This is a genomic window from Brevibacillus ruminantium (genome assembly GCF_023746555.1).
GTDB classification, from domain to species: Bacteria; Bacillota; Bacilli; order Brevibacillales; family Brevibacillaceae; genus Brevibacillus; species Brevibacillus ruminantium.
Genome location: NZ_CP098755.1, coordinates 4,298,216 through 4,323,560, shown reverse-complemented (window position 1 = coordinate 4,323,560; position 25,345 = coordinate 4,298,216). Strand labels below are relative to the sequence as shown.

The window sequence follows — 25,345 nt, the reverse complement described above, 5'->3', positions numbered from 1 at the left end:
AAGTTAAATAGTAGGCTTTTTTCTGTGGAAATGGTTAGTCAAAGACAGACACTGACGTTTAAGTGAACAGAAAAGTCATGAAAGAGCTGGACAAAAACAACCAGTTGCAGGCGCGAAACATCTGGGGCAACGAACTGCTCTTCCGCAAAGATACCGCGGCCAACAAGCAGGGCTACTACCTGTACAACAGCCACGGCGATGTGGTGAAAATCGTCGGGGAGCAGGGAGAAGAGCTAAACCGCTACGAGTACGATACCTGGGGGAATATCGTTTCCAAAAAGGAGGAGATGTCCAACCCGTTTGCCTACAGCGGCGAGATGTTTGACAACGAGACCGGGTTTTATTACCTGCGGGCGAGGTATTACGATCCGACGGTAGGGCGGTTTATTTCGGAGGATACGTATAAAGGGCAAGTGGATAATCCGCTGAGTTTGAATAGGTATACGTATGTGCATAATAATCCGTTGAGGTTTGTAGATCCGAGTGGCCGTAAGGCAGCAGAAGGAGCAGGCGGATATTTTGGTGGTAGCTATGAAGACCTAATGCTTTATTGGGCAGAAAAGGCTGCCGCTTATGCAAATGCCAACAATATTGCAGACTATGGCGATGCAGTCGATATCGTTGTGCCAACAGAACATAGGGCAGAAGTTAAAACGATCGTGTATCAAAATGGGTCAGTAAAAGCCTGGGAAATGGCGGGCGATTTGCCAGGGTTAGGATTAGGAGCTGCTGGGGCTGGGGCGGCAGCTGCTTCGCTTAAAAACACGGGTAAGAATTCCGCGAATGGGGCTGCAAATACAAAGCGTTCTCAACATTCTCTGGAGAGGAAAAGCCAAGGTAGACCAACAGGAACTGCGTTTAATGATGCACAAAAAGCAAGAGATGCGGATATCCTTATCCAGGATGATGGTCGTTGGATTGTGAGAGGACAAAATGGTAGAATACATGTATTTGAACCAGATGGACAGCATCTTACCACATTCAAAAACCCTGATAACAATACCAAGATAAGGATTCAAAGAGGGCAATGGACTAGACCTTCTCAGGAATCAATTCAAAAATTCAGAGACATATTGAACAGCTTATTGAAATAGAGGTGATTATATGGAGTATTTAGCACACAAAGAAGTGGCGAGTGTTACTCTTTTTGATCTAAGACTCTCAGAAGGAGAACTAATGGTATACGAAGGTTGTATAGAATTTGTATTGAAAAACTGCGTCGATAGTGAAATTTTTAGAATAACAGGTTGTTCATCAAGAGAAGAACTTCAATCCTATCAAGACGACTTGAAAGATTTGGTAAGAGCTTATGTTTTAAAGGAGTATTTACCAGATAAATTTAAGGAGTAAAAATTTTTAAGTCAGATTTTTTTACCCCAAGCGAGTAAACAACTACTCGTTTGGGTTTTTTGTCCATGTAGCCGCCCTAGAAGAGGGGGAGGAATGAATCTGTCCGTTCTTAGTTTCATGAGTTGGAATGTAAGTACCGAAATGCTTTAAAATATACCCCTCGCAGCGCCAGCAACGAAACAACCGGAGCGACCGCCAGCTACACCTACCATCCGGACGGCCTGCGCGCGACCCGGACAGCAGGCGGGAAGGAAACCCGCTATGTCTATCTGAACGGAAAAGTCATCGAAGAGCTGGACAAAAACAACCAGTTGCAGGCGCGAAACATCTGGGGCAACGAACTGCTCTTCCGTAAAGATACCGCGGCCAACAAGCAGGGCTACTACCTGTACAACAGCCACGGCGATGTGGTGAAAATCGTCGGGGAGCAAGGGGAAGAGCTGAACCGCTACGAGTACGACACCTGGGGGAATATTGTTTCCAAGACGGAGGGGATGTCCAACCCGTTTGCTTACAGCGGCGAGATGTTTGACAACGAGACCGGGTTTTATTACCTGCGGGCGAGGTATTACGATCCGACGGTAGGGCGGTTTATTTCGGAGGATACGTATAAAGGGCAAGTGGATAATCCGCTGAGTTTGAATAGGTATACGTATGTGCATAATAATCCGTTGAGGTTTGTAGATCCGAGTGGCCGTAAGGCAGCAGAAGGAGCAGGCGGATATTTTGGTGGTAGCTATGAAGACCTAATGCTTTATTGGGCAGAAAAGGCTGCCGCTTATGCAAATGCCAACAATATTGCAGACTATGGCGATGCAGTCGATATCGTTGTGCCAACAGAACATAGGGCAGAAGTTAAAACGATCGTGTATCAAAATGGGTCAGTAAAAGCCTGGGAAATGGCGGGCGATTTGCCAGGCTTAGGATTAGGAGCTGCTGGGGCTGGGGCAGTTGCCGGTATTGGTGCAATTAAAAATACTAGTAAGAATGTTACGAACGGGACGGTTAAACAATCAACTGTTTCAATAACTCCAAGTTCAGTATCTGGTAGAGGAGACCATTTAAGACGTACGTTCAATATTGAAGGGCGCAGTGTTCGAATTAACAGTGGTCACGGTTACAACAGGAGCCATAGAACAGGTAGCGTACAGGGAATTGGCACAATGAATGAGATTGAAGGGAACATCTTATCGGATTTAAGATCGTTAATTAAATCTAATACATCACTACCAAGCAAAAATACTTTGCAGAGGACAGTAACAGTTAATGGTAAACATGTTGGCTACGATGTAATGCAACTGAAAGATGGTACTATCAGTATTTCTACTTACTATCCGAAATGAGGTGATTGAGTTGCTAATGGAACATATTGAAACTATTCAGATGCTTCAAAAACTAAATTGGAGTAGTTTAGGTGAAAAAGAGATAAAAGAAATCGAGTTGAAATACAATTTGGCAATCGCAGGTATTGCAGAGGAATTAAAACTAATCAATAATCCGTCTGTATTAAAGGGGATCATAAATAATAATGACTTCAACGATTCTATGCCCATTGAAACTATGTTTCGAGTTTATCAGCAGCTAATACGGATTGAAGATGATAAGTATTCGGTGTTAGAAAATTTTTCGAAGTACTTGCTGCTTTATGGTCCAGATTGGCAAGATGACTCTACTGCAATTACTACAGCGTTAGATAATGGAGAGATAGAAAATGCAGTTCAAATTGCACTTCAAGTCAATTACGATAAATATCAGTGAGAAATAACTATCGGTACGTATTAAAACTTGTTATTTTTTGCCCCAAACGAGTAACAACTACTCGTCTGGGGTTTCTTTTTTTGCATTCATTTCATCAAATGGCCTGTCCGTACGTTGACCGCCTGACAAAGGAATCCATGCCACCGGGGACGAATCGTTATTCGTATAACAGCCGGGGCAATCGGTAGACCTTCGAAGCTACCATGCCTGAGCAATCTGTGTCGACCACGTACAGCTTCGATGAGCGAAACCGCCTGCGCAGCTCCCGCAACGAAACAACCGGAGCGAACCCTGGCATTGGTGCGAGTCATCGGACGGTAAATGGTCTCGGCCAACGGGAAGTGGAGGGTGTAATAGTAGTACTTCAAAATGGAGTCAAGATTATAGCCACGATGGTGACTTCATAATTGAAAATGAAAAAGTTGTAGGGATGTTTGAGTACGTTGATGGAGTAAGGGAGTTAGAAGGCTTTGAAGACCCTTTCACCTATCTTGGTGGTTTGGGTGGGCTAGTAAAAGGACTTTTCAAAGCAGGTACAAAGGAAGCCGCTAAAGAAACTGGAAAGCTCCTTTTTAAAACGGACTTACAATATTTCAGTTCAAAAATTATACCTGAGGTTGCTTCCTTAAATAAAAATAATATCAATAAAATATTGAATCCCAAACATGCTTGGAATAAAATTGTAGAAAATCCAAAAGATTGGGATTCGATTTCGGTGATTATTTCTAAGGTGATGAAAGAAGGTGTTGAACAAACCTATATGAAAGTTAGTGGAGGGAAAAACACTGCATTCTACAAGTCACTACAAATTGGAGACAACATTGTTGAAGTAACGTATCAGAAAATTGATGGCGTCATCAGAATTTCAAATTCGTGGGTGAGAACGAGATGATAAGAGAGGCGATACTAAAAGGGGATTTACTAACCGCTAAGGAGCAAGTGTCTAAAATTGACTTTTCTGCTTTTAGCGACCTTTTACACGAACTGGCATATGATACTAGTGATTTGGTTTGCTACACTTTCGTTAACTTTTTAATGTATTCTCAGGGAGAAAGAAGTGACTTGCATCACCTAGCATCGTCTTTACTCAGTCATCCTTTGTGCCATATCGAAGGAGCTTATAAATCAGCGTTGCTTCATTCTAGAAGGGCATCAGAATTATCGCCAGAGGATGTAGCCTTAAAAGAATATTTGTTGTTTTTCCATATTATACCAGAAAAGTTGGTCTCCAAAGAAGAAGCTATTGAAATAGCAAGTGTGGTACTACAAGTTGAGCCGAATAGTCAAGTTGCAAAAGATATTTTTTCTAGATACGGAAATTGATAAAGCGTATTTTTTCTTAACCCTAAACGAGTAATCAAACGCTCGTCTGGGGTTTCTTTTTTTCATTTAATACGCAGAAATATTCATGGAGTGACATGTCGAAGCATCGACCGCCTGACAAAGGAATCCCTGCCACTGGGGACGAATCGTTATTCGTATAACAGCCGCGGCAATCGGCAGACCTTCGAAGGCACCCTGCCTGAGCAATCTGCGCCGACCACGTACAGCTTCGATGAGCGAAACCGCCTGCGCAGCGCCAGCAACGAAACAACCGGAGCGACCGCCAGCTACACCTACCATCCGGACGGCCTGCGCGCGTCACGGACAGCAGGCGGAAAGGAAACCCGCTATGTCTATCTGAACGGAAAAGTCATCGAGGAGCTGGATAAAAACAACCAGTTGCAGGCGCGAAACATCTGGGGCAACGAACTGCTCTTCCGTAAAGATACCGCGGCCAACAAGCAGGGCTACTACCTGTACAACAGCCACGGCGATGTGGTGAAAATCGTCGGGGAGCAAGGGGAAGAGCTGAACCGCTACGAGTACGACACCTGGGGGAATATTGTTTCCAAGACGGAGGGGATGTCCAACCCGTTCGCCTACAGCGGCGAGATGTTTGACAACGAGACCGGGTTTTATTACTTGCGTGCGAGGTATTACGATCCGACGGTAGGGCGGTTTATTTCGGAGGATACGTATAAGGGTGCGGTGGATAATCCGCTTAGTTTGAATCGGTATACGTATGTGTCAAATAATCCGTTGAGGTATGTCGACCCTTCTGGTCATGTGCAAGCTGATGCCCATGGAAATGGCGGCTTTGATAAACAAAGAATAGAACAACTAATGAACGATGTAATTACTGGACGAGTCGATTACGATAGGCTCCCTTCTGATCAAAAGGCGATGCTCAAAGCGTACAGTGATAATCTGAAGAGACAAGCTGTAAAGGATTATTGGTTCTCGGATACAGTCACCGGGTTTGCGTCTGGATTTACCCTAGGGGTTGAAGCGGTTGAAGTAGCAGGTGCTATTAGTCTTAGTCGCGCTATGTCGACACCAAAATCAACTCCATCAACATCTTTAACCCATCTCAATCCATCCGAAATAAGATTTAGTCAAAATAGTGCAGGGGGTAATGGGAGGTATGCGCCACTTAAAGAAAGTATGCAGAAAAATGGATGGAATGGACCACCAGTTGATGTTGTTCAAACACCTAATGGGTATGTTACGATTGACAATACGAGGGTGGCAATTGCTAGAGAACTAAACATTTCTAGTATACCTGTGAACATTAGACAGATGAATGAGTTATTACCATCTTCTATGGCAGGGAGATTTGGTACTGCTAAAACTTGGGGTGAAGCATTACAGCATAGGACAAGTAAGCAGAGACCACCATTACCAATTGATGGAACTAATGACTTGCCAAGATTGCCAAAATAATCTTTTTTCAATGGAGGGATATATGCGCGGAAATGTTAGTAGAATTCACAAGCATTACATTGCACGTATTGTGCTTGATCTAAGTGGAAGAATGATGGCTCCTTTTACTATTCCAGAAAATAAATCTAAGTGGTTTATTGAAACAGTAAATGAGGATAATTCGACCCCCTCTATAATTGACGTAGAAATTGATCAAGAAAATACCTTTAAACTGATGCTGCCTTATCTTTCCGAAAAAGGAGTTTTGGGAGCAATTGAAAAATATACCACGTTTATATCCAATAATTTATGGTTACCGGATGGTGGCTTGGCATTTATTGACACAGATACAGGAGAGTTTATTCCTACGCATTGGGATGTAGGAGAAATAGAAGAATGGCGGAACGTTCTCCAAGATCTTTCTAAAACGGGAGAGAGCTTGCATACTTTCTCTTCGACGGAAGCAGTTGTCGAATTAAAGAAGTCCAATAATGATGTAGTATTACAGTCACTAGACTGGGGAATTGGTCTTGATGAAAGTCGTATTTCTTCCACAGTGCACATTTTTAAAGATATACAGAGATTTATCCAAGAGGTAAAAAAATGCCTGGAGTGGCAAGAAGATTTATTTTCCAGGGTTAATAATCATGAACATCGAGATGTTAGAGACCGCCTTTTGCAAAACTTAAGTGTCGAGCATAGATGATTAAGTTCAGCCCCAAACGAGTATCCAACCACTCGACTGGGGTTTCTTTTTTTGCTTTCAAGACACGTAAATCTTTCATGAAATTGCCCGTCCATACCCTGACCGCCTGACAAAGGAATCCATGCCACTGGGGACGAATCGTTATTCGTATTACAGCCGCGGCAATCGCCAGACCTTTGAAGGCATCCTGCCTGAGCAATCTGCGCCGACCACGTACAGCTTCGATGAGCGAAACCGCCTCCGCAGTGCCAGCAACGAAACAACCGGAGCGACCGCCAGCTACACCTACCATCCGGACGGCCTGCGCGCGACCCGGACAGCAGGCGGAAAGGAAACCCGCTATGTCTATCTGAACGGAAAAGTGATCGAGGAGCTGGACAAAAACAACCAGTTGCAGGCGCGAAACATCTGGGGCAACGAACTGCTCTTCCGCAAAGATACCGCGGCCAACAAGCAGGGCTACTACCTGTACAACAGCCACGGCGATGTGGTGAAAATCGTCGGGGAGCAAGGAGAAGAGCTGAACCGCTACGAGTACGACACCTGGGGGAATATTGTTTCCAAAAGGGAGGAGATGTCCAACCCGTTTGCCTACAGCGGCGAGATGTTTGACAGCGAGACCGGGTTTTATTACCTGCGTGCGAGGTATTACGATCCGACGGTGGGGCGGTTTATTTCGGAGGATACGTATAAGGGGCAAGTGGATAATCCGCTCACAATGAACCGGTATACGTATGTGCATAATAATCCGTTACGGTTTGTTGATCCGAGTGGGCATAAGGCAGCAGAAGGAGCAGGCGGATATTTTGGTGGTAGCTATGAAGACCTAATGCTTTATTGGGCAGAAAAGGCTGCCGCTTATGCAAATGTCAACAATATTGCAGACTATGGCGATGCAGTCGATATCGTTGTGCCAACAGAACATAGGGCAGAAGTTAAAACGATCGTGTATCAAAATGGGTCAGTAAAAGCCTGGGAAATGGCGGGCGATTTGCCAGGGTTAGGATTAGGAGCTGCTGGGGCTGGGGCGGCAGCTGCTTCGCTTAAAAACACGGGTAAGAATTCCGCGAATGGGGCTGCAAATACAAAGCGTTCTCAACATTCTCTGGAGAGGAAAAGCCAAGGTAGACCAACAGGAACTGCGTTTAATGATGCACAAAAAGCAAGAGATGCGGATATCCTTATCCAGGATGATGGTCGTTGGATTGTGAGAGGACAAAATGGTAGAATACATGTATTTGAACCAGATGGACAGCATCTTACCACATTCAAAAACCCTGATAACAATACCAAGATAAGGATTCAAAGAGGGCAATGGACTAGACCTTCTCAGGAATCAATTCAAAAATTCAGAGACATATTGAACAGCTTATTGAAATAGAGGTGATTATATGGAGTATTTAGCACACAAAGAAGTGGCGAGTGTTACTCTTTTTGATCTAAGACTCTCAGAAGGAGAACTAATGGTATACGAAGGTTGTATAGAATTTGTATTGAAAAACTGCGTCGATAGTGAAATTTTTAGAATAACAGGTTGTTCATCAAGAGAAGAACTTCAATCCTATCAAGACGACTTGAAAGATTTGGTAAGAGCTTATGTTTTAAAGGAGTATTTACCAGATAAATTTAAGGAGTAAAAATTTTTAAGTCAGATTTTTTTACCCCAAGCGAGTAAACAACTACTCGTTTGGGTTTTTTGTCCATGTAGCCGCCCTAGAAGAGGGGGAGGAATGAATCTGTCCGTTCTTAGTTTCATGAGTTGGAATGTAGGTACCGAAATGCTTTAAAATATACCCCTCGCAGCGCCAGCAACGAAACAACCGGAGCGACCGCCAGCTACACCTACCATCCGGACGGCCTGCGCGCGACCCGGACAGCAGGCGGAAAGGAAACCCGCTATGTCTATCTGAACGGAAAAGTGATCGAGGAGCTGGATAAAAACAACCAGTTGCAGGCGCGAAACATCTGGGGCAACGAACTGCTCTTCCGAAAAGATAGCGCGGCCAACAAGCAGGGCTACTACCTGTACAACGGCCACGGCGATGTGGTGAAAATCGTCGGGGAGCAAGGGGAAGAGCTGAACCGCTACGAGTACGACACCTGGGGGAATATTGTTTCCAAGACGGAGGGGATGTCCAACCCGTTTGCTTACAGCGGCGAGATGTTTGACAGCGAGACCGGGTTTTATTACCTGCGTGCGAGGTATTACGATCCGACGGTAGGGCGGTTTATTTCGGAGGATACGTATAAGGGGCAAGTGGATAATCCGCTAAGCTTGAACCGGTATGCGTATGTACACAACAATCCGATAAGGTACTTTGATCCGACAGGAAATAAAGCTGTAGAATACGCAAGTGTGGGCGGCGGCGGTGGTGGAGTTGTGCTCCCAATAAACACAAAAGAAGCGTTCAATATTATTACCTTTGGTATATTAATGGGAGCTACAGCACCGAAGGAAGTTCCACAAGTTACTCATTCAAAACCAAATTTAACCGTAATAGAAGGTGGGAAAAACTCTAATAAGAACAAACCTGCTCCATTTCCTATACCAAATCTTAAAGAAAGACCAAAAGGCAAAAATATTGTTTATCGTGCTCTAAACGGTATGGATGTTGAGAACTTAGCTAATGGAATGGGAATTATAGCAAAAAATCCAAAAGGTGACTGGACTTTGGAGCAACACATTATCGGTGGAGATGCTTCTTGGAAGAATGATCCTTGGATTGCTACAACAGAAGATTATATTATTGCAAAAACGAGATTCAATAGTGGTCAAGGTATAGTTGCAATTGATTTAAGTAAGGTTGGAACGCCTCATCTTCGTGCTTGGGAAGCGTTACCTTACGATCCAACAGATGATATATCAGCTTACGAAATAGCGTTGTATGACAGAGAAGTCTCTGTTAAATATTTTATTCCTAGAGAATCGATTGTGGGGTTTGTGCCATGATAGAGCGATTGAAGATTATTGAGGAAGAATTAAAACAGCTATCACCTGAGATTATTGTTCCAGTTAGAACTCAAAAAATTGTTAATTCCAAAGCATTCGAACGTATGTACCTTTTACTAGATGAAATATTGGAATTAATAAAGGAGGAGGATAATATCTCCCGCAAGTTAGCAGGAAGGCTGTTTTTCCTCTACACCTATCTATTGCATCAAGCCAAATACACTAATATGCCAGAAGAGATATTTCATGAGGCAGGGAAGATTAAAGAGTATTTGGATAAGTTACTACTCTCTCCTTTTAGAAATAACGATTAGATTAACATATGTTGTTCCCCAAACGAGTAATCAACTGCTCGTCTGGGGTATTTTTTCGTTCTTTAGAACTATCCCCGTCCGGGAGGGCAGAGTGTCATACGCAATACGTACCGTCTATTTTCAGTCCCTGATAGAACGAAGCTAGGCTTTTCTGATGAAACAGGGGGGCGGTAGCGAGGATGATATTTACAGACGTAACGGAAGATCAGAGTGCAAGCCCTTGCTCTAATGGCTTTAAATAGAGTCTATGTGAGATATAAATACTACCCGCCCCGTGCAAAATAGCGTGTTAAGGTGCTGTAGAGAGGCAGGTATGACGCTAGTATTGCATAAGGATTTGCAGAATTGCGGTTCATGCTTGCATTGCTGTGATGTGACAAAATCAAGAATGAGTTGCTGTCTGCTCTCAGGATGGTGGTGGGTATACATCTGTGTTAGCCTCTGGCGGTAGCCGCCTAATCTATTAGAGACAAAACTAATAGAGGAGGTTATTCAGATGAATCATCCAGTCAAAGAGTGCATCTCTATGCTGGGAGTATCACAGGTATTATTTGCCGTGTTACACGTCTTATCGTTTCAACGATTGAAGGCTTGTCTATATGAACACACTCCCGTCATCCCGTTGAGAATCGTAAATGCTCTAGTACAACACGGCTACGATGAGCAGGAAGCACAGAAGCAATATACAACAATTGAGAAAGTGGAAAGCGGAGCAGGAACTCCTCGGCGCAGCCCGCAAGGGGGGAGGTGAACACAATGAATAGACACTACCGTTGGATATTGTCGTCACGTTGATGCGAAGTGAACAACTACTCCGTTTGCCTACAGCGGGGAGATCTTTGATAGCGAGACCAGGTTCTACTATCTGCGGGCGAGGTATTACGACCCGACGGTAGGGCGGTTTATTTCGGAGGATACGTATAAGGGGCAGGTCGACAATCCGCTGAGTTTGAATCGGTATACGTATGTAAGTAATAATCCCCTTAGGTTTATTGACCCGAGTGGGCATGTTAATGAGAATGCTGGAAGTGATAGCGGGTATTGGGGTCTCACCTTTCTCGACTGGAATAGAATGAGTGAAGAAACGAGAGAGATGTACATTGACCGATATATTAAATATGGACCAGATTCTATCCCCAAGGGATTAAAGAGTACAGTTGAAATTATGGCTGATCCATCTGGTTTAATTCCAGGTGCGGGTGGAATAAGGATTGTCCAAGGTGTAGGTAAAGCTGTTATTACAGCTATTAATGGAGCAAAAATAGGTCGAACTGCGTATGATATAGCAAAAGAGGGTGGAAAACATTCAGGATTTTATAAGCAGTATAAAGGAAAAACAGAAGATGAGGTCAAAAAGGGAATCGAATCTATTAATAAACAAATTACGGAGCACTTGGACAAGATAAAAAGTCCAGAAAAGTATATCCCTGACTTCAAAAAACTAGACTCAAGACAACAAGAGGCACTAATCAACAAAAAATGGCCTAGCGACATCCAACGACAAATGGAGCAAAGGGACATACTTAAGGGGATTTTAAAGGAGGTTTTTGGTGTTGGCAAATAAGACAGAGCAATTTCACAATTTTATAGGAGATTTAATACTATTAGTTCAGGAGAAGTACAACGGTTCATTGGAGAATGAGAAGGACGAGGATGAATTAGAAAAAGCATTTAGACTCGGTTCAAATATTGCGTACTATGATGTACTTGAATTAATACATTCACAACTGGAAGCGTTTGGTTTTGATAGTAACCGTTTTGGTGTAGTCTCCCCCACTCCAGGAGAAAAACTCAATAAATAAAAATTCTTAAATCCCAAACGAGTAATCAACAACTCGTCTGGGTTTTTTTTGCATTCATTTCATCAAATGGCCCGTCCATACGTTGACCGCCTGACAAAGGAATCCATGCCACTGGGGACGAATCGTTATTCGTATAACAGCCGCGGCAATCGCCAGACCTTCGAAGGCACCCTGCCTGAGCAATCTGCGCCGACCACGTACAGCTTCGATGAGCGAAACCGTCTACGCAGCGCCAGCAACGAAACAACTGGAGCGACCGCCAGCTACACCTACCATCCGGACGGCCTGCGTGCGACCCGGACAGCAGGCGGAAAGGAAACCCGCTATGTCTATCTGAACGGTAAAGTGATCGAGGAACTGGCAAAAACAACCAGTTGCAGGCGCGAAACATCTGGGGCAACGAACTGCTCTTCCGTAAAGATAGCGTGACCAACAAGCAGGGCTACTACCTGTACAACAGCCACGGCGATGTGGTGAAAATCGTCGGGGAGCAAGGGGAAGAGCTGAACCGCTACGAGTACGACACCTGGGGGAATATTGTTTCCAAGACGGAGGGGATGTCCAACCCGTTTGCTTACAGTGGCGAGATGTTTGACAGCGAGACCGGGTTTTATTACCTAAGGGCGAGGTATTATGATCCGGCAGTAGGGCGGTTTATTTCGGAGGATACGTATAAGGGGCAAGTGGGTAATCCGCTCTCACTGAACCGGTATACGTATGTGAGTAATAATCCGTTGCGGTTTATTGACCCGAGTGGGCATGTAGCTGCAGAAGCAGCAGGTGTGGGAGGAATGTCACGCGAGGAATATGTCCATTATTGGGTAATAAAAATATTTGAGATAGAAACCTCTACCGGAATGGTTTGGACTGATGCAGTAGAGAAGTATGTGCCAGCGTACTTAAAAGATGATGTTTACGCTGAAGGATCAGGTTATGGTTCATCTGATGCGTTTTTGAAAGCAGGAGACATGCCTGATTTGGGTTTTGCAGCTCCTGTTGTGGTAGCGGGTATGATAAAAAACACAGCAAAGAACATTGTGGGGAATGCTACAGAATCTCCAGCATTGAAAGGAAGTCCTTATCACCCAAGTACAGTGGCGGAAAGGATAAAACCGAAGTATCAACCTAATCCTGCACATGATAAAAGTAGTCCATTGTACAATCCAAGGAAGACACCGGAACCTTTTGATGCTCAGTACGTTTATGAAAATGCAGTTCGTGGGGATATGAAGACATGGTATGGCGTGGGAGGAGAAGGGAAGATCTATAGGTATTTTGATGATAATGCAGGAGGTGCTCATTTTAGTGGTATAGTTTCGAAAGAATCAGTGCCTAACGAGGTTTTGAAACAATTAGGAATAAAATATAAATAATTTTAGGGGGAGAGAAATGATAGTAGGAAAGCGAGAAAGATTCGCTATTGAATTTGAACTTGACAAGGATTGTGGTGGGGTATGGCTATTCGGACGTTTTTGTTATTGGATCGCAAATAAGAAGATTGGTGACTATGAAATGGGTACCTCTTTACGTGATGTTTTATTTGCGCTCGATACAATTAAAAATGATGCTGGTAATCGTGTTAGCAATCCCTTATTCAACTTAGATGCTACTATGCTTTATAATTATCTTAATGAAGAATTGTATGGATCAAGTGAATCTAGTGCTGATAATACCATGGTAATAGAAGAGGCTTGTGCACGCTTTAATATAACTTTGCCAGTGGATATTTTTGACCTTTGGAAAATTTTCTTGGTAGAGAATCTAGAGGAATCCCGATTGCTTTTTAAAAAAATTGATAGTGAAGATTGGCAGCAGGTATATGAAATATACCTTAAAAAAGGAGAGTTTGATGAAGTCGTCATTAAGGCACATAATGAGTTAGACGACATATATAATGATGAGTTGAGAAAAAATAAATAAAAGTAGTTTATTTATTATTAGCTGCCCCAAACGAGTAACCAATTACTCGTTTGGGGTTTCTTGTGCGCCCAGCATGGGCGTCCATCTATAGGGTGAAAGTCCCGAACGGGGGCTGGCGAGCGCCTACCGTTAGCCAAGAGCAAGGGTGCCCATCGCGAGGTGGGATCTGAAGGAAGCTGGAGGCAAATGCTCGACCCAAGGTACACGAACCCAATTTGAGGCTAGGGCAGTCGGATGAGCCTGCAAGACAAGGCGAAGTCCTAAGCCGCCAAGGACTGCTCTAGTAAACTTGGGTGGGTATATGAGCAGAAAGATGGCGTTCTTACCTGGGGAGGCCTGTGTGTGGGCCATCTGACGATGGTAACCGGAGCCGTGAGGTTCCGCTGAACGCACAGGAGTCAGCAGACGCCGTAGTACACGAGTACGGGACGCCGGAAAGTGGAAGGGCCGAACGTCAACTCAAGGACGAACCAGAATCTTTCGAGACATTCGATGCGTAGAAAGCAGAATTCCGAAAGGAACTACTTCGGGAAAGTAGGGGTGAAGCCCCGAGGGCACCGAAGAGGGCAGAGCGTCGACCGGCAAGACCTGAATCTCGTCCTGCGAAGGGAGAAGTATCAAGTGGAATTGTTGGAGCAAATCCTGGAACGGAAGAATCTCTTGGAAGCCCTAAAGAAAGTGGAGTCCAACGGTGGGGCGGCAGGCATTGATGGGGTTTCAACCGAACACCTCCGAGCCTATATCGTCGAACATTGGGAAAAGATTCACCAGCAACTGCTGGACGGCACCTACAAGCCTGCTCCTGTCCGAAGGGTCGAAATCCCGAAACCCGATGGAGGAGTGAGACTACTAGGTATACCTACCGTGCTGGATCGAATGCTCCAACAAGCCATTCTTCAAGTATTGACACCGATCTTCGATCCGTGTTTCTCACCAAATAGCTTTGGCTTCCGACCGGGAAAACGAGGACACGATGGGGTGCGTCAAGCGCAAAGATATATCCGCGAAGGATACCGAATCGTAGTGGACATCGATCTGGAGAAATTCTTTGATCGTGTGAACCATGACATCCTCATGAGCCGTGTTGCGAGGAAGGTAAAGGACAAGAGGGTTCTGAAACTGATTCGCAAATACCTGAAGTCAGGCGTAATGGAAGGCGGGATTGTGAGCCACACAGAGGAAGGTACTCCACAAGGCGGCCCACTTAGCCCATTACTGTCCAACATTATACTGGATGACCTGGATAAGGAACTGGAGCGCAGAGGACTGCACTTCAGTCGTTTTGCAGATGACTGTAACATCTACGTGAAAACAAAACGTGCCGGAGAACGGGTAAAAGCTAGTATCGAGCGATACTTGGAGGGGAAATTAAAACTCAAGGTAAACAGGGAGAAAAGTGCAGTGGAGAGGCCATGGAAACGCAAGTTTCTAGGATTCAGCTTCACGGCGCAGAAAGAGGCGAGAATTCGTATCTCTCCGAAATCACTCAAGCGGGTCAAGGATAAGATTCGCGCGCTGACAAAACCAACATGGAGTATATCCATGGAGGAACGGATTCAGCGACTAAATCAATATCTGATGGGGTGGATAGGCTATTACGCACTGATTGAAACCCCATCGCCGCTTAGAGAGCTGGAGTCATGGGTAAGACGCCGACTGCGGCTCTGCCTGTGGCACCAATGGAAACGGGTTCGAACTCGTTACCGCGAACTTCGGAAACTGGGACTGACACATAGACAAGCCCTCGAAATTGCGTCTACGCGTAAAGGCGCATGGCGCACCTCGGAAACTCCTCACATACACAAAGTCCTTGGAAACGCCTTCTGGCAATCCCAAGGACTTAAGAGTTTAACCCAAAGATATTTCGAAATTCGTCAAGGTTGGCGAACCGCCTAGTGCGGAACCGCATGCTAGGTGGTGTGAGAGGTCGGGGGCTAGCCGCCCCCTCCTACTCGATTTTGTGTTTTAGAATTGCACCCGCCCGTAAGAGTTTAATGCAGAATTGCAACACGTACAACCATTATTAGTTCTGATAAAGTTAAAAGTAGGCTTTTTTCTGAGGAATTGGCTAGGCGAAATCAGACATTGTACGTTTAAGTGAACAGAAAAATCATCGGGGAGCTGGACAAACACAACCAGTTTCAAGCGCGAAACATCTGGGGCAACGAACTGCTCTTCCGCAAAGATACCGCGGCCAACAAGCAGGGCTACTACCTGTACAACAGCCACGGCGATGTGGTGAAAATCGTCGGGGAGCAGGGGGAAGAGCTGAACCGCTACGAGTATGATACTTGGGGGAATATTGTTTCCAAAAAGGAGGAGATGTCCAACCCGTTTGCCTACAGCGGCGAGATGTTTGACAGCGAGACCGGGTTTTATTACCTGCGTGCGAGGTATTACGATCCGACGGTGGGGCGGTTTATTTCGGAGGATACGTATAAGGGGCAAGTGGGTAATCCGCTCTCACTGAACCGATACACATATGTTCACAACAACCCAGTTAACAATATTGATCCTACTGGGAATTGGTGTGAGTCGGCAGATGGCAGATGGTCACATGCAGGTAGTTGTAATAGTTCCTCTTCATCGTGGAGTCCTGATTATGAGCACATTGGTAGTAGAGAGAAATATGATGGTAGACCTTATGGAGATCGTTTCACAAAAGATGATTTATCAACTTATGACAAGTATATTCTTTGGATGAGAGGGGATAACGAAGTTTACCTTAATTCTAGTAGAGAAACTCAGTTGCAGCTACGACAGTGGAATCTACAGGAATATATGGCAGATCAGATAGCAAGAGGTTATCCTGATTTTCTTGCAGGGTTAAATCTAGATCCAGACGCACTAACTAACTATCCAAAACTTACCGATCATTCTGTAACAACAGGTAGGAATCTGCCAACTTCTAGCAGACCAAATTCATCAATGGACCTGATGGATGAAGATGGAAATTTGAAAACAAGAAGATATTTTGGTTCTGATGGAAAAGCATTACGAGATGTTGATTTTACTGACCACGGAAATCCTAAGATGCATCCGAAAGTACCACATGAACATGATTGGGATTGGACAAAAAAACCACCCCGAGGACGATGGAGGTAAGAATGGAAGAAGAGATGAAATACACTTTTGAACAACTTGAAGAAGATTTAGGTTTAGGGCATGAGATAGAGTTCGTTTATCAAGGAGAAAAATATTCAATAACCCAGACTGATAAAGGCTGGAACATTATGAAGTTCTATGATTATGAGACACTTCAAATTTTCAATAATGTGATGGATTTATTGAAGGATGCTAGAATAAAGTCAAAGCAGCTTAAAGATATTTGGGCTGATGTTGAGGTTACCACTATCTTCTAATCATTTACTACGAACCCCAAACGAGTAATCAACAACTCGTCTGGGGTTTCTTTTTGCCCTGTAGCGTATAAGAGAACCAAACGAGGGGCGAAGCCCTCCGAGCGTAGCGAGGAGAAGGAACGTTCCGACTCACGCCCCCGATACAGCGATTTCTGGACGCTCTAGCGTCCAGAAATCGCCCTAGAATCTTTCCAGCCTTCTAGCGTGATAGAAGATTTGGGAGAAAAGATAAGATGAAAATTTACCCCGTTTAAATCTCCCGTAACCATTTTATACGAGGAGAAGCAGGTAAGCGGTGGGGAATATAGAGACAGGAAGCAAGCGAGACTCAAATGGGGCCCTAGTGGAAGTCTTATTCTGGAGGCGCCGTGGGAGGAAATCAAGCATAGTGATGTGATGGAACCTTTGCGACATTAAATGCAGATCGGGTTATCAAAGCTTATCCAGAATTGGATGGTATCATTTTGGGAGAAGGAGAAGAAACCTGAAATGGGTGAGAAAAATTAGAAGAGTTCTTGATGTTACAGGTAGGATATTTGATCAAGTTGATTTTACAGAATCAACAATATTTTTTCAGGCTCATAGAGAATTGCCCCAGATAACGGAAATTGAAGTGTGGGGCCTAACACTAAAAGGAATGCAAAACGATGAGGACCAGTACGTATCAGGAATAGCTTCCATCAGTTTTGAAGGGGTGACATCTGTACTTTTAGAAGTTTCGATATACCAACCTGACGGAAACAGCTTTTTGAAAGTCAATAACGATAAACTACTGAAATTATCGAAAAGCTGGGGAGAGCCATTAGCTAATGAAAAGTACCAATATTCTCTTGCTGGAGTATTAGACTGGCCGAGTGGTTATTGTCAATTAGGTATTCATGCAACTGGAAAAGTAACAGTGTGCTTTGAACCAAATGATTGTGTATCTTCAGGTAACTATGTAAAGAATCCTGAAAAATATACGTACAAAGGAAAATAGAGTTTAAGTATTCGAAACACTACCCCCAATCGAGTAACCAACAACTCGTCTGGGTCTTCTTTTTTTCAAACAAGACACGCAATCTTCCACGAAATGACCCGCCCCCGCCCATACGTTGACCGTCTGACAAAGGAATCCATGCCACTGGGGACGAATCGTTATTCGTATAACAGCCGCGGCAATCGCCAGACCTTCGAAGGCACCCTGCCTGAGCAATCTGCGCCGACCACATACAGCTTCGATGAGTGAAACCGCTTGCGCAGCGCCAGCAATGAAACAACCGGAGCGACCGCCAGCTACACCTACCATCCGGACGGCCTGCGTGCGACCCGGACAGCAGGCGGAAAGGATACCCGCTATGTCTATCTGAACGGAAAAGTCATCGAGGAGCTGGACAAAAACAACCAGTTGCAGGCGCGAAACATCTGGGGCAACGAACTGCTCTTCCGTAAAGATACCGCGGCCAACAAGCAAGGCTACTACCTGTACAACGGCCACGGCGATGTGGTGAAAATCGTCGGGGAGCAAGGAGAAGAGCTGAACCGCTACGAGTATGACACGTGGGGGAATATCGTTTCCAAAAGGGAGGGGATGTCCAACCCGTTTGCTTACAGTGGCGAGATGTTTGATAGCGAGACTGGGTTTTATTACCTGCGGGCGAGGTATTACGATCCGACGGTGGGGCGGTTTATTTCGGAGGATACGTATAAGGGGCAAGTGGATAATCCGCTGAGTTTGAATCGGTATACGTATGTGAGTAATAATCCTCTTAGGTATGTTGACCCGAGTGGACATAAACAATGTGAAGGTGCGAATAATTGTGACGGAGATAGCAAGTCTCGACTGCACCATATTTATTTAAGCACTAAAGATATGGACTTGTCACAAGCCCTAACAATTTTATCATCAAGCGGAAAGTTTTCTGAGCAAGTTGTACAGAGTGCTCAAAGGATGGTAATGTTATCAGTTGCTGGGCCAGATGGAGGTTCAAAATGGTTTAGAAATGCTAAGAGTTCAGCTCAGTTAGCAAAATATAAAGGTGTATTGAAGACGTGGCAAGATGCCAATCCATTAATTGCGAATTTAATGAGTAAAGGTAAACTACCGTCAAATTATATTACGAAAGATCAGGCACGGGCTTATGGATGGTCTGAAGGTAAAGCATTGGGGAGTTGGGTAAAGGATATTCCGAATGTTCAGTTAGGTGGAGACATATTTGAAAACAGGAATGGAATATTGCCTATGATTGATGGAAGGGTTTGGTACGAGGCTGACGTAGGACTTGTTAATACGATGGGAAGAAATAAACAGCCTGGAACGAGATTACTTTATTCTAGTGATGGACAAATGTATATCACAGTCGATCATTATGAAAATTTCTATTATATCGGTAACTATTTTGATACTGGAAATATGACGTAAAGTATAAAAGGAGCGATGATGGTGGAAAACTTAGATGATGAAGTGCGCGCTGAAATTGTAGTCATTGATGTATCAGTAGTGCAAAATTCTTATGAATTACATCAGTTATTGAAAAGACAACTCTCATTTCCGAATTTTTACGGGAATAATTGGGATGCCTTTTGGGATGCAATAACTGGACTAGTAGAATTGCCGAATAGACTTGTGTTTATAGGATGGGATGAATTGCTAGTAATTCTTCCTAGGGATGCAAAAATTTTAAAAGAGTGCCTTGAAGATAAAAATAAAAAGTATCCATCTACATTTGTTGAAGTAGAGTATAGGTAAAATGAGCCCCCCAATGAGTAAATTCTTCTCATCTTCTCGTCTGGGGGGATTTTTGTTCAGTTTTTGAAAGAAAAAAATGTAACCGGGTTTACTTCTTACAAGCAGGGTCGTACAATATAACCAATAAACCAAACACAAAAAACTTGACAAAAACACTTAGATCAACTTTCAAAGGCTTATTCCCACTTGAACGATAAGGAGGAATGAGCCTTTTTGCATGTCCAAAATCAAAGGAGGAAAAGGAAAATGGCAAAACAAACACAGGAAAAGGTAGGTTTACTTGCTCAGGCGCAAGCAGAGTATGAGGCGATAGTAGAGGAAGTGAGAGGCTACTGCCAGAAAGCACGAGAGTTGCGGCAACAGGCAGATGAGTTAAAACGTTCTGGTAGTACCGACCCGCAAGTAGCAACAGAAGTAAACAAGCTGCTCGAACAGGCTGAGTATTTTGATCAGTTGGCTGATCAGAAGGACGGACACCCAAGGCTGGAAGCAATAAGCCGAATTGAAGATTTACAACGTGAAGTATCTGGATTAAGGGAGACTAAACAGCATAACGAAAGCGTGTTAGCTCGACAGCATAAGGAACTGGAGGAAGCAAAGGAAGAAGCAGTAGTGATGATTCGACGGGCAGAGGAACGAATACAAGAAACCGAACAGTTGCTAGCCGATCAAGTGGCGAAGCTGGAAGAATTGGAGGGAAACAGACATGAGCAAGCAAGATAAGGACGAAATCATAATCGAAATCGTGGATGATGAAGATGTAATTGAGAGCGTGGAGGTCTAGCACATGACACAACTAAGCCCCGAAGCACAGGAAGCCCGCCGCCAATACAGGCGGAACTATCAACGAGAGTATCAACGGAAGTGGCGGCAGAAGCCTGAAAACAAAGAGAAGCAAAAAGAGTACGAGCGACGATACTGGGAGCGCATGACAAAGGAGTCTAAGGAATAACCCGTGCATCCACACGCTCTTATAGCGCAAACCGTATCAACAAGCGAAGCAAGGACATTTTACCCGTCAAGGAACGAAACCATGATACAAACCAAATACAACGGTCACAGGAGGAAATAACAAAATGACGGAGCATGAAAAGTTCCTATGGGAAGAACTAAGCATGGCAAACGACTCGAATCTACGAATGGCTTATCTGTTAGAGGACTATATAGACTTCATCAGTGAAACTGGACTCCAAGAAGCGTTTAAGGTGTTCCGAGAACAAAAGGCAATAAAGCAGACAGAAACAAGCAATTGAAATATGTAATGTGTGATTGATTGAGCGGCTGAGGGCGTATAGAGACCTCCCCCCCGATCGGGGAACGAACCCCATGACATGAGGTTAGGCGGTGAAAGGATGGAGAAAAAGCTGTGCGGAGCTAAGACGAGAAAAGGTACACCTTGCCAGAAGGCGGCTCTGGCGAATGGGTGTTGTAATAATCATGGCGGTAAATCAACTGGACCGAAAGACCCTACAAAACTAAAAGGGAACAAAAGTCCTTTTTGCCTTCCCGCCGTTCGTTTACCGTTATCATGGTAAGCCAGCATCATTCAACGGGCAAAAGGAACAGAACGGCATTAGGCAGAAAAATGTGTTCCCCCGTATCATTAGCCGCCAGTTGTGGAACAAAGCAAGGCAGGTCAGCTAATCATTACGTAAACATTGGGAGGATGGACAAATGAGCGAATTCAAAGAACGGATGATGATGTGTTCAGAGGACTACGACGAAATGATTGACATGGCTCTGGCTATGAAGGACAAGGAATGGTTTGAGGAACTGGTTAACAAGCAAAAGCGATTACGTGAACTAGAAACTGAAATGCGCCGTGAGTTAGGCGTACTCGACTAGCATACGGAAGAATAAACAGCAGACCAACGAGAACAGGGCGAGACGACGTTTTCAAATAGAGTCACCACAAATGACACCGATAAGGGGAGAAACAAACGAGAGCCAACCTTTGTCTGTATATTTCCCCTTTTAAGTGGTTCGTCAAAATTAGCTAACAGTTTACAATGTTCTGTGCTAGTGTTATGATTGGTAAAAATAGTTAATACAATTTTTTACAGGCAGGGGTGATGTCTGGTGTTAATAAACTTAGGAGACCTTATCTATAACTTTCGCAAACAGAATGATTTATCATTAGATAAATTAGCTGAGATGACTGGTGTCTGTAAAAGCGTACTGTCTAAGATTGAGGTAGGACAAACGAAAAAACCTAGCTTTGGAACTTGGAAGAAAATTGCGAATGTTATTGATGTGCCGTATTACGACATGATTAGTTTTTACGTTGAATCAGTTCAGCGCGGCGAGACATTAAAATATATTCTGGAAGAGGTAGTGGGGAAAAACTACATCAGCCTAGTAAGCAAAGTTGCCCTGAAATTTTTGGAGTCTCCTCGGATGGATACTTTTTTATCATTAGATTACTTAATGCAGTACGCAAATAGTGTTGAAAACCTAAAAATTAGGACAATTCTGTATGACACGGTTATTTACTATGCTCGTAACAGAGGAGTTCCTTTTTATCTTGCAAAGGCATTATACGAACGATATTTACTTGAACGGGATGACTTTCTTCGCTTGAGTGAGACCTATCGAAGAGGTAGCGAGTTGATTCACTATACTGAACATTTGAATAATTTGGAGTACACTATCTTCTTTTATCGCATCGGTGTTCATGCATATGCTCTTCAGGACTACGACAAGTGTATTTATCTTTGTAAAAAAGGGTTTGATAAGGATGATTCAGACAATCAATTAAGGGCAGAAGCTCTGTCAGCAGTGGTGGCTTCGTACCTTGCCCTTGGTGATTATACCTTAGCAGATCTTTACCTAAGGGAATATTCTGAAAGTCAATATTCTGACTACAAGAAAGATCATGCGAAAGCCATGATACTTACTAAGAGTGGAAAATTAAAGGAAGCGGAAAAGATTTATAAGGAACTCCTAGAGTCATTAGATCGTGAACGTCGGATTACTATTCTTGTCGATTTAATGGATGTTTACTTTGCTATGGATGATAGCGAGTCCATAGGTAAGTTGATTGAATCGGAGAACAATTATCTTCCATCTAACAATGTAAATAACCCTAGAAGGATAGAGAAGTTAGCAAAATACTTCGGGCTGAAGGGTTCATATATGTTATCTGTGGGGCGATTACAGGAAGGGGCAGACAACCTTCTACACAGTGCAGAATATTATCAGAAATTAGGTAATAGCCAAGAGTCGATGAAGTGTTTGGGGATGGTATTAGATTCCTATAAAAAATTTGGTGAAAAAGGTCAGAATGAATTGATGGAAAAAATTACGAAATTATGTAATGATGATACTAAATAGCGATAGGGAGGTCGATTAGTTTGAGAAAAGTAATCGCTGTTGTATACTGTTTACTAGCTTTAACAGGCGTTACTGTACTACCAAGCGCTGTTCCAGATACACCAATTGTTACAAAAATAGACCCTGAATGGTGAAAGAGGTAGGAATATCCTACTTCTTTTATTTTTTTGATGTATACTCCGTTAGTTAATTCGTCACTTTCAGGTTGATGTAAAGCCTGTATATAAGATGGATAGAATAGCTGCTAGGGAAAGCCACTCGAATGATTCTTACTCGGGTGGTTCTTGTTTTTAGGCCGGATAATGTGAATGCTAACCTAATTATTGACCACCTAGCATCATGACGCTCATAAAAAAGCTGACCACCTGAGCAACTCTTTCCGATATCTTGAATGTTGACGAGACAACAAGATATGGGAGGAAAGGAAATGCTTCAGATGGCTAATTATGAGTTTATCAGGAAACAGCACTTCGTGCTAGGAAAGTCGATTCGCCAAATTTCCAGAGAGACAGGATATTCTCGGCAAGTCATTCGCAAAGCACTAACTTCTACGGAAATACCCGTTTACAAGCTGTCCAAACCGAAGCCAAAGCCAGTCATTGAGTCTGTTAAACCAATCATCTTGGAATGGCTACCTCAAGATGAACAAGCCCCTCCAAAGCAGCGACATACTGCCAAACGTATTTACCAAAGACTTGTGGAGGAATATGGTTTCTCAGGCGGTGAATCAACTATTCGCCGCTATGTTAGACAACTGCGAGTCTCTCCACCAAAAGCGTACGTTCCTCTTGAATTCCCGCCAGGGAAGTTTGCTCAATTCGACTGGGGAGAGGTTGATATTTTATTGTTTGGAAAGCAAGTTACCATCCAGGTATTCTGCTTGCGGTGCACGTATAGCCGGAAAATCTTTGTCCAAACATTCTTTCATCAAAAACAGGAAGCACTTTTACAAGGGCATGTAAATGCCTTCGAGTTTCTTGGAGCCGTACCTAAAACCATTGTCTATGACAATTTAAAGACCGCTGTGAAGAAGATACTGGAGGGGAAAAATAGGGAAGAACAAGAGCGTTTTATCCAATTACGAGCACACTATTTGTTCGAAAGTTACTTCTGTGAGCCTGCAAAAGGGAACCAAAAAGGACAAGTCGAGAACCTTGTGAAAATGGTGAAACAACAGTTTTTCACGCCGATGCCTTCTGTCTCCTCTTTAGATGAACTAAATTATTGGCTACTGGAAAAATGCGTAGCTTATGAAAACACCAAAGTCCCACGGTCAACGATGACGGTAGCGGATGCTTATATTGAAGATAAGGAGCGCATGTTGCCACTTCCTGCTCAGCCTTTAGATTGCTATCGGATGGTACCGGTCAAGAGTAATTCGCTCTCGTTGATTAGCTTTGAGCAAAATGCGTACTCCGTGAAGGGAATTTCTCTTTATGGGATATATGGCGGTAGACCCATTACTTTAAAAGAGTTATCTATTTTCTTTACAGTGTATTCAATTTGCTTTCCGTTCTCAAAAGACGTACCGTCCAAGTATTTAAAAGAAAGATTGTAGATGTATTCTTCATCATTAACCTTGGTTTTCTCAATAACCTTATCTATTTTTACTATGTTTCCTCCATTGATTGTACAATAATTTTCCAACAATTTTTGATAATCATCCTTGGCAACTGACGGATTGTTTCCAATTAATGACTCATAATCACCACCATACAGTTTTACCATTTTGCCATAGTCTTGTTTACTCAAGGCCTCAAAATATTGATGTAAAACTATATCAGGATCTTGAGTGTAATTCTCCACTTTTTCGTCAGTTTGAAGGCATCCTGCTAAGAGGACAGTTAAAATGCAATAAAGCAATATCCAAATACCTTTAAATAGATTCTTTGCCAAGAAATCATCACCTTCTATAGTAGAATAAAAAGCTAAGATATCCAGTAACATGAATATCTTAGCATAATTGGTTAAAATCGTTAATCAATTATGGTATATGGTGTATAACTTTGTGCATCATCCCAACTTCTATAGTATGACTTTGCTTTGTCTCCTGTTCCATCTGTTGTCGATTCATAGGTGTTGAACCCTTTAGGGTTGTCAGTACCTTTTTTGACTGATTCTAGCATCCAAACGTGCCCTTTTCGTAGGCCAATGTCACCAGCTTGGAAGTTATACCAACTCCGTTGCATTGAACAGGTCGATTATGGTCAGATATCACCATGATTGACCTGTTTTTTGTTATCTTCGTTTTGACAGACGGAAAATCACCTATGAGAACCTGAAAGCTGGCAATCAGCTGAATATTCTGTTGCTGAAGGATTCATTCATGAACCCGATTACGCCGTATTTGGCGTAGAATTTTCAACAAGCTTACGGT

32 protein-coding genes and 1 pseudogene are annotated in these 25,345 nt (G+C 43.5%); all 33 read left to right on the top strand.

The genetic code is table 11. From position 1 onward, the window contains the following. The first annotated feature begins 77 nt into the window (after window positions 1-77). The 33 genes and pseudogenes from NDK47_RS21255 to istA all read left to right on the top strand — a co-directional run bounded on the left by NDK47_RS21255 (window position 78) and on the right by istA (window position 24,526). Window positions 78-1,094: an RHS repeat-associated core domain-containing protein gene (locus NDK47_RS21255; protein ID WP_251871756.1), complete on the top strand. Its 1,017-nt coding sequence runs from the start codon at window positions 78-80 to the stop codon at window positions 1,092-1,094. 10 nt (window positions 1,095-1,104) lie between these two features. Continuing rightward, window positions 1,105-1,350 (top strand): hypothetical protein, encoded by a 246-nt coding sequence (locus NDK47_RS21250; protein ID WP_251871748.1) that lies wholly within the window; start codon window positions 1,105-1,107, stop codon window positions 1,348-1,350. A 122-nt stretch (window positions 1,351-1,472) separates the two neighbouring features. Further along, window positions 1,473-2,693, top strand: a complete 1,221-nt coding sequence (locus NDK47_RS27875; RefSeq protein WP_407653331.1) for an RHS repeat-associated core domain-containing protein — start codon at window positions 1,473-1,475, stop codon at window positions 2,691-2,693. A gap of 16 nt (window positions 2,694-2,709) precedes the next feature. Further along, the gene (locus NDK47_RS21240; protein ID WP_251871755.1) at window positions 2,710-3,108 is read left to right on the top strand and encodes a hypothetical protein; all 399 of its coding nucleotides are present in this window, start codon (window positions 2,710-2,712) and stop codon (window positions 3,106-3,108) included. 203 nt (window positions 3,109-3,311) lie between these two features. After that, window positions 3,312-3,515 carry a hypothetical protein gene (locus NDK47_RS21235; RefSeq protein ID WP_251871754.1) on the top strand — a complete coding sequence of 68 codons (204 nt, stop codon included), beginning with the start codon at window positions 3,312-3,314 and terminating at the stop codon, window positions 3,513-3,515. A 23-nt stretch (window positions 3,516-3,538) separates the two neighbouring features. Further along, window positions 3,539-4,000 carry a polymorphic toxin type 35 domain-containing protein gene (locus NDK47_RS21230; protein ID WP_251871753.1) on the top strand — a complete coding sequence of 154 codons (462 nt, stop codon included), beginning with the start codon at window positions 3,539-3,541 and terminating at the stop codon, window positions 3,998-4,000. Then, complete coding sequence (locus NDK47_RS21225; protein ID WP_251871752.1) at window positions 3,997-4,431, top strand: hypothetical protein; 435 nt, start codon at window positions 3,997-3,999, stop codon at window positions 4,429-4,431. Before NDK47_RS21230 ends, NDK47_RS21225 begins: the two co-directional genes overlap by 4 nt. Window positions 4,432-4,521: 90 nt before the next feature. After that, on the top strand, window positions 4,522-5,874 hold the full coding sequence (locus NDK47_RS21220) for an RHS repeat-associated core domain-containing protein (RefSeq protein WP_251871751.1): 1,353 nt from the start codon (window positions 4,522-4,524) through the stop codon (window positions 5,872-5,874). A gap of 22 nt (window positions 5,875-5,896) precedes the next feature. Next, the gene (locus NDK47_RS21215; RefSeq protein ID WP_251871750.1) at window positions 5,897-6,559 is read left to right on the top strand and encodes a hypothetical protein; all 663 of its coding nucleotides are present in this window, start codon (window positions 5,897-5,899) and stop codon (window positions 6,557-6,559) included. 121 nt (window positions 6,560-6,680) lie between these two features. Continuing rightward, window positions 6,681-7,940 (top strand): RHS repeat-associated core domain-containing protein, encoded by a 1,260-nt coding sequence (locus NDK47_RS21210; protein ID WP_251871749.1) that lies wholly within the window; start codon window positions 6,681-6,683, stop codon window positions 7,938-7,940. 10 nt (window positions 7,941-7,950) lie between these two features. Beyond that, window positions 7,951-8,196, top strand: a complete 246-nt coding sequence (locus tag NDK47_RS21205) for a hypothetical protein (protein WP_251871748.1) — start codon at window positions 7,951-7,953, stop codon at window positions 8,194-8,196. Window positions 8,197-8,318: 122 nt separating this feature from the next. After that, window positions 8,319-9,509, top strand: a complete 1,191-nt coding sequence (locus NDK47_RS27870) for an RHS repeat-associated core domain-containing protein (RefSeq protein ID WP_407653330.1) — start codon at window positions 8,319-8,321, stop codon at window positions 9,507-9,509. Then, complete coding sequence (locus NDK47_RS21195) at window positions 9,506-9,823, top strand: hypothetical protein (protein ID WP_251871747.1); 318 nt, start codon at window positions 9,506-9,508, stop codon at window positions 9,821-9,823. Before NDK47_RS27870 ends, NDK47_RS21195 begins: the two co-directional genes overlap by 4 nt. A gap of 496 nt (window positions 9,824-10,319) precedes the next feature. After that, a complete protein-coding gene (locus NDK47_RS21190; RefSeq protein WP_251871746.1) occupies window positions 10,320-10,574 on the top strand; it encodes a preprotein translocase subunit TatA in 255 nt (84 codons plus the stop codon). A 57-nt stretch (window positions 10,575-10,631) separates the two neighbouring features. Then, window positions 10,632-10,835: pseudogene (locus NDK47_RS27865) on the top strand (RHS repeat-associated core domain-containing protein); the annotation flags it as partial. Between the two features lie 60 nt (window positions 10,836-10,895). After that, on the top strand, window positions 10,896-11,387 hold the full coding sequence (locus NDK47_RS21185; RefSeq protein WP_251871745.1) for a hypothetical protein: 492 nt from the start codon (window positions 10,896-10,898) through the stop codon (window positions 11,385-11,387). Then, window positions 11,377-11,625 (top strand): hypothetical protein, encoded by a 249-nt coding sequence (locus NDK47_RS21180; protein WP_251871744.1) that lies wholly within the window; start codon window positions 11,377-11,379, stop codon window positions 11,623-11,625. The genes NDK47_RS21185 and NDK47_RS21180 overlap by 11 nt, the downstream gene beginning before the upstream one ends. 66 nt (window positions 11,626-11,691) lie before the next feature. Continuing rightward, the gene (locus NDK47_RS21175; protein WP_251871743.1) at window positions 11,692-12,054 is read left to right on the top strand and encodes a hypothetical protein; all 363 of its coding nucleotides are present in this window, start codon (window positions 11,692-11,694) and stop codon (window positions 12,052-12,054) included. Beyond that, complete coding sequence (locus NDK47_RS21170; RefSeq protein ID WP_251871742.1) at window positions 12,051-12,998, top strand: RHS repeat-associated core domain-containing protein; 948 nt, start codon at window positions 12,051-12,053, stop codon at window positions 12,996-12,998. The genes NDK47_RS21175 and NDK47_RS21170 overlap by 4 nt, the downstream gene beginning before the upstream one ends. A gap of 16 nt (window positions 12,999-13,014) precedes the next feature. Beyond that, window positions 13,015-13,545, top strand: coding sequence for an immunity 42 family protein (locus tag NDK47_RS21165; protein WP_251871741.1), 531 nt, complete (start codon window positions 13,015-13,017; stop codon window positions 13,543-13,545). A gap of 621 nt (window positions 13,546-14,166) precedes the next feature. Beyond that, window positions 14,167-15,441 carry a group II intron reverse transcriptase/maturase gene (gene ltrA, locus NDK47_RS21160; protein WP_251871740.1) on the top strand — a complete coding sequence of 425 codons (1,275 nt, stop codon included), beginning with the start codon at window positions 14,167-14,169 and terminating at the stop codon, window positions 15,439-15,441. A gap of 201 nt (window positions 15,442-15,642) precedes the next feature. Continuing rightward, the gene (locus NDK47_RS21155; RefSeq protein WP_251871739.1) at window positions 15,643-16,650 is read left to right on the top strand and encodes an RHS repeat-associated core domain-containing protein; all 1,008 of its coding nucleotides are present in this window, start codon (window positions 15,643-15,645) and stop codon (window positions 16,648-16,650) included. Window positions 16,651-16,652: 2 nt separating this feature from the next. Further along, entirely contained in the window at window positions 16,653-16,907 is a 255-nt protein-coding gene (locus NDK47_RS21150; RefSeq protein WP_251871738.1) for a hypothetical protein, read from the top strand. A 493-nt stretch (window positions 16,908-17,400) separates the two neighbouring features. Further along, window positions 17,401-17,886, top strand: coding sequence for a hypothetical protein (locus NDK47_RS21145; protein WP_251871737.1), 486 nt, complete (start codon window positions 17,401-17,403; stop codon window positions 17,884-17,886). A 255-nt stretch (window positions 17,887-18,141) separates the two neighbouring features. Further along, on the top strand, window positions 18,142-19,308 hold the full coding sequence (locus tag NDK47_RS21140; protein WP_251871736.1) for an RHS repeat-associated core domain-containing protein: 1,167 nt from the start codon (window positions 18,142-18,144) through the stop codon (window positions 19,306-19,308). Window positions 19,309-19,329: 21 nt separating this feature from the next. Further along, window positions 19,330-19,635 carry a barstar family protein gene (locus NDK47_RS21135; RefSeq protein WP_251871735.1) on the top strand — a complete coding sequence of 102 codons (306 nt, stop codon included), beginning with the start codon at window positions 19,330-19,332 and terminating at the stop codon, window positions 19,633-19,635. Window positions 19,636-19,881: 246 nt separating this feature from the next. Then, window positions 19,882-20,358 carry a hypothetical protein gene (locus NDK47_RS21130; RefSeq protein WP_251871734.1) on the top strand — a complete coding sequence of 159 codons (477 nt, stop codon included), beginning with the start codon at window positions 19,882-19,884 and terminating at the stop codon, window positions 20,356-20,358. 64 nt (window positions 20,359-20,422) lie between these two features. Then, window positions 20,423-20,587, top strand: a complete 165-nt coding sequence (locus NDK47_RS21125; protein ID WP_251871733.1) for a hypothetical protein — start codon at window positions 20,423-20,425, stop codon at window positions 20,585-20,587. 124 nt (window positions 20,588-20,711) lie between these two features. Then, complete coding sequence (locus NDK47_RS21120) at window positions 20,712-20,888, top strand: hypothetical protein (protein ID WP_251871732.1); 177 nt, start codon at window positions 20,712-20,714, stop codon at window positions 20,886-20,888. Between the two features lie 78 nt (window positions 20,889-20,966). Further along, window positions 20,967-21,170, top strand: a complete 204-nt coding sequence (locus tag NDK47_RS27860; RefSeq protein WP_407653329.1) for an HGGxSTG domain-containing protein — start codon at window positions 20,967-20,969, stop codon at window positions 21,168-21,170. A gap of 139 nt (window positions 21,171-21,309) precedes the next feature. Beyond that, window positions 21,310-21,480: an IDEAL domain-containing protein gene (locus NDK47_RS21115; RefSeq protein ID WP_251871731.1), complete on the top strand. Its 171-nt coding sequence runs from the start codon at window positions 21,310-21,312 to the stop codon at window positions 21,478-21,480. A 234-nt stretch (window positions 21,481-21,714) separates the two neighbouring features. Then, the gene (locus NDK47_RS21110) at window positions 21,715-22,968 is read left to right on the top strand and encodes a helix-turn-helix domain-containing protein (protein ID WP_251871730.1); all 1,254 of its coding nucleotides are present in this window, start codon (window positions 21,715-21,717) and stop codon (window positions 22,966-22,968) included. A gap of 427 nt (window positions 22,969-23,395) precedes the next feature. Further along, a complete protein-coding gene (gene istA / locus NDK47_RS21105; protein ID WP_251871729.1) occupies window positions 23,396-24,526 on the top strand; it encodes an IS21 family transposase in 1,131 nt (376 codons plus the stop codon). Window positions 24,527-25,345: the final 819 nt, after the last annotated feature.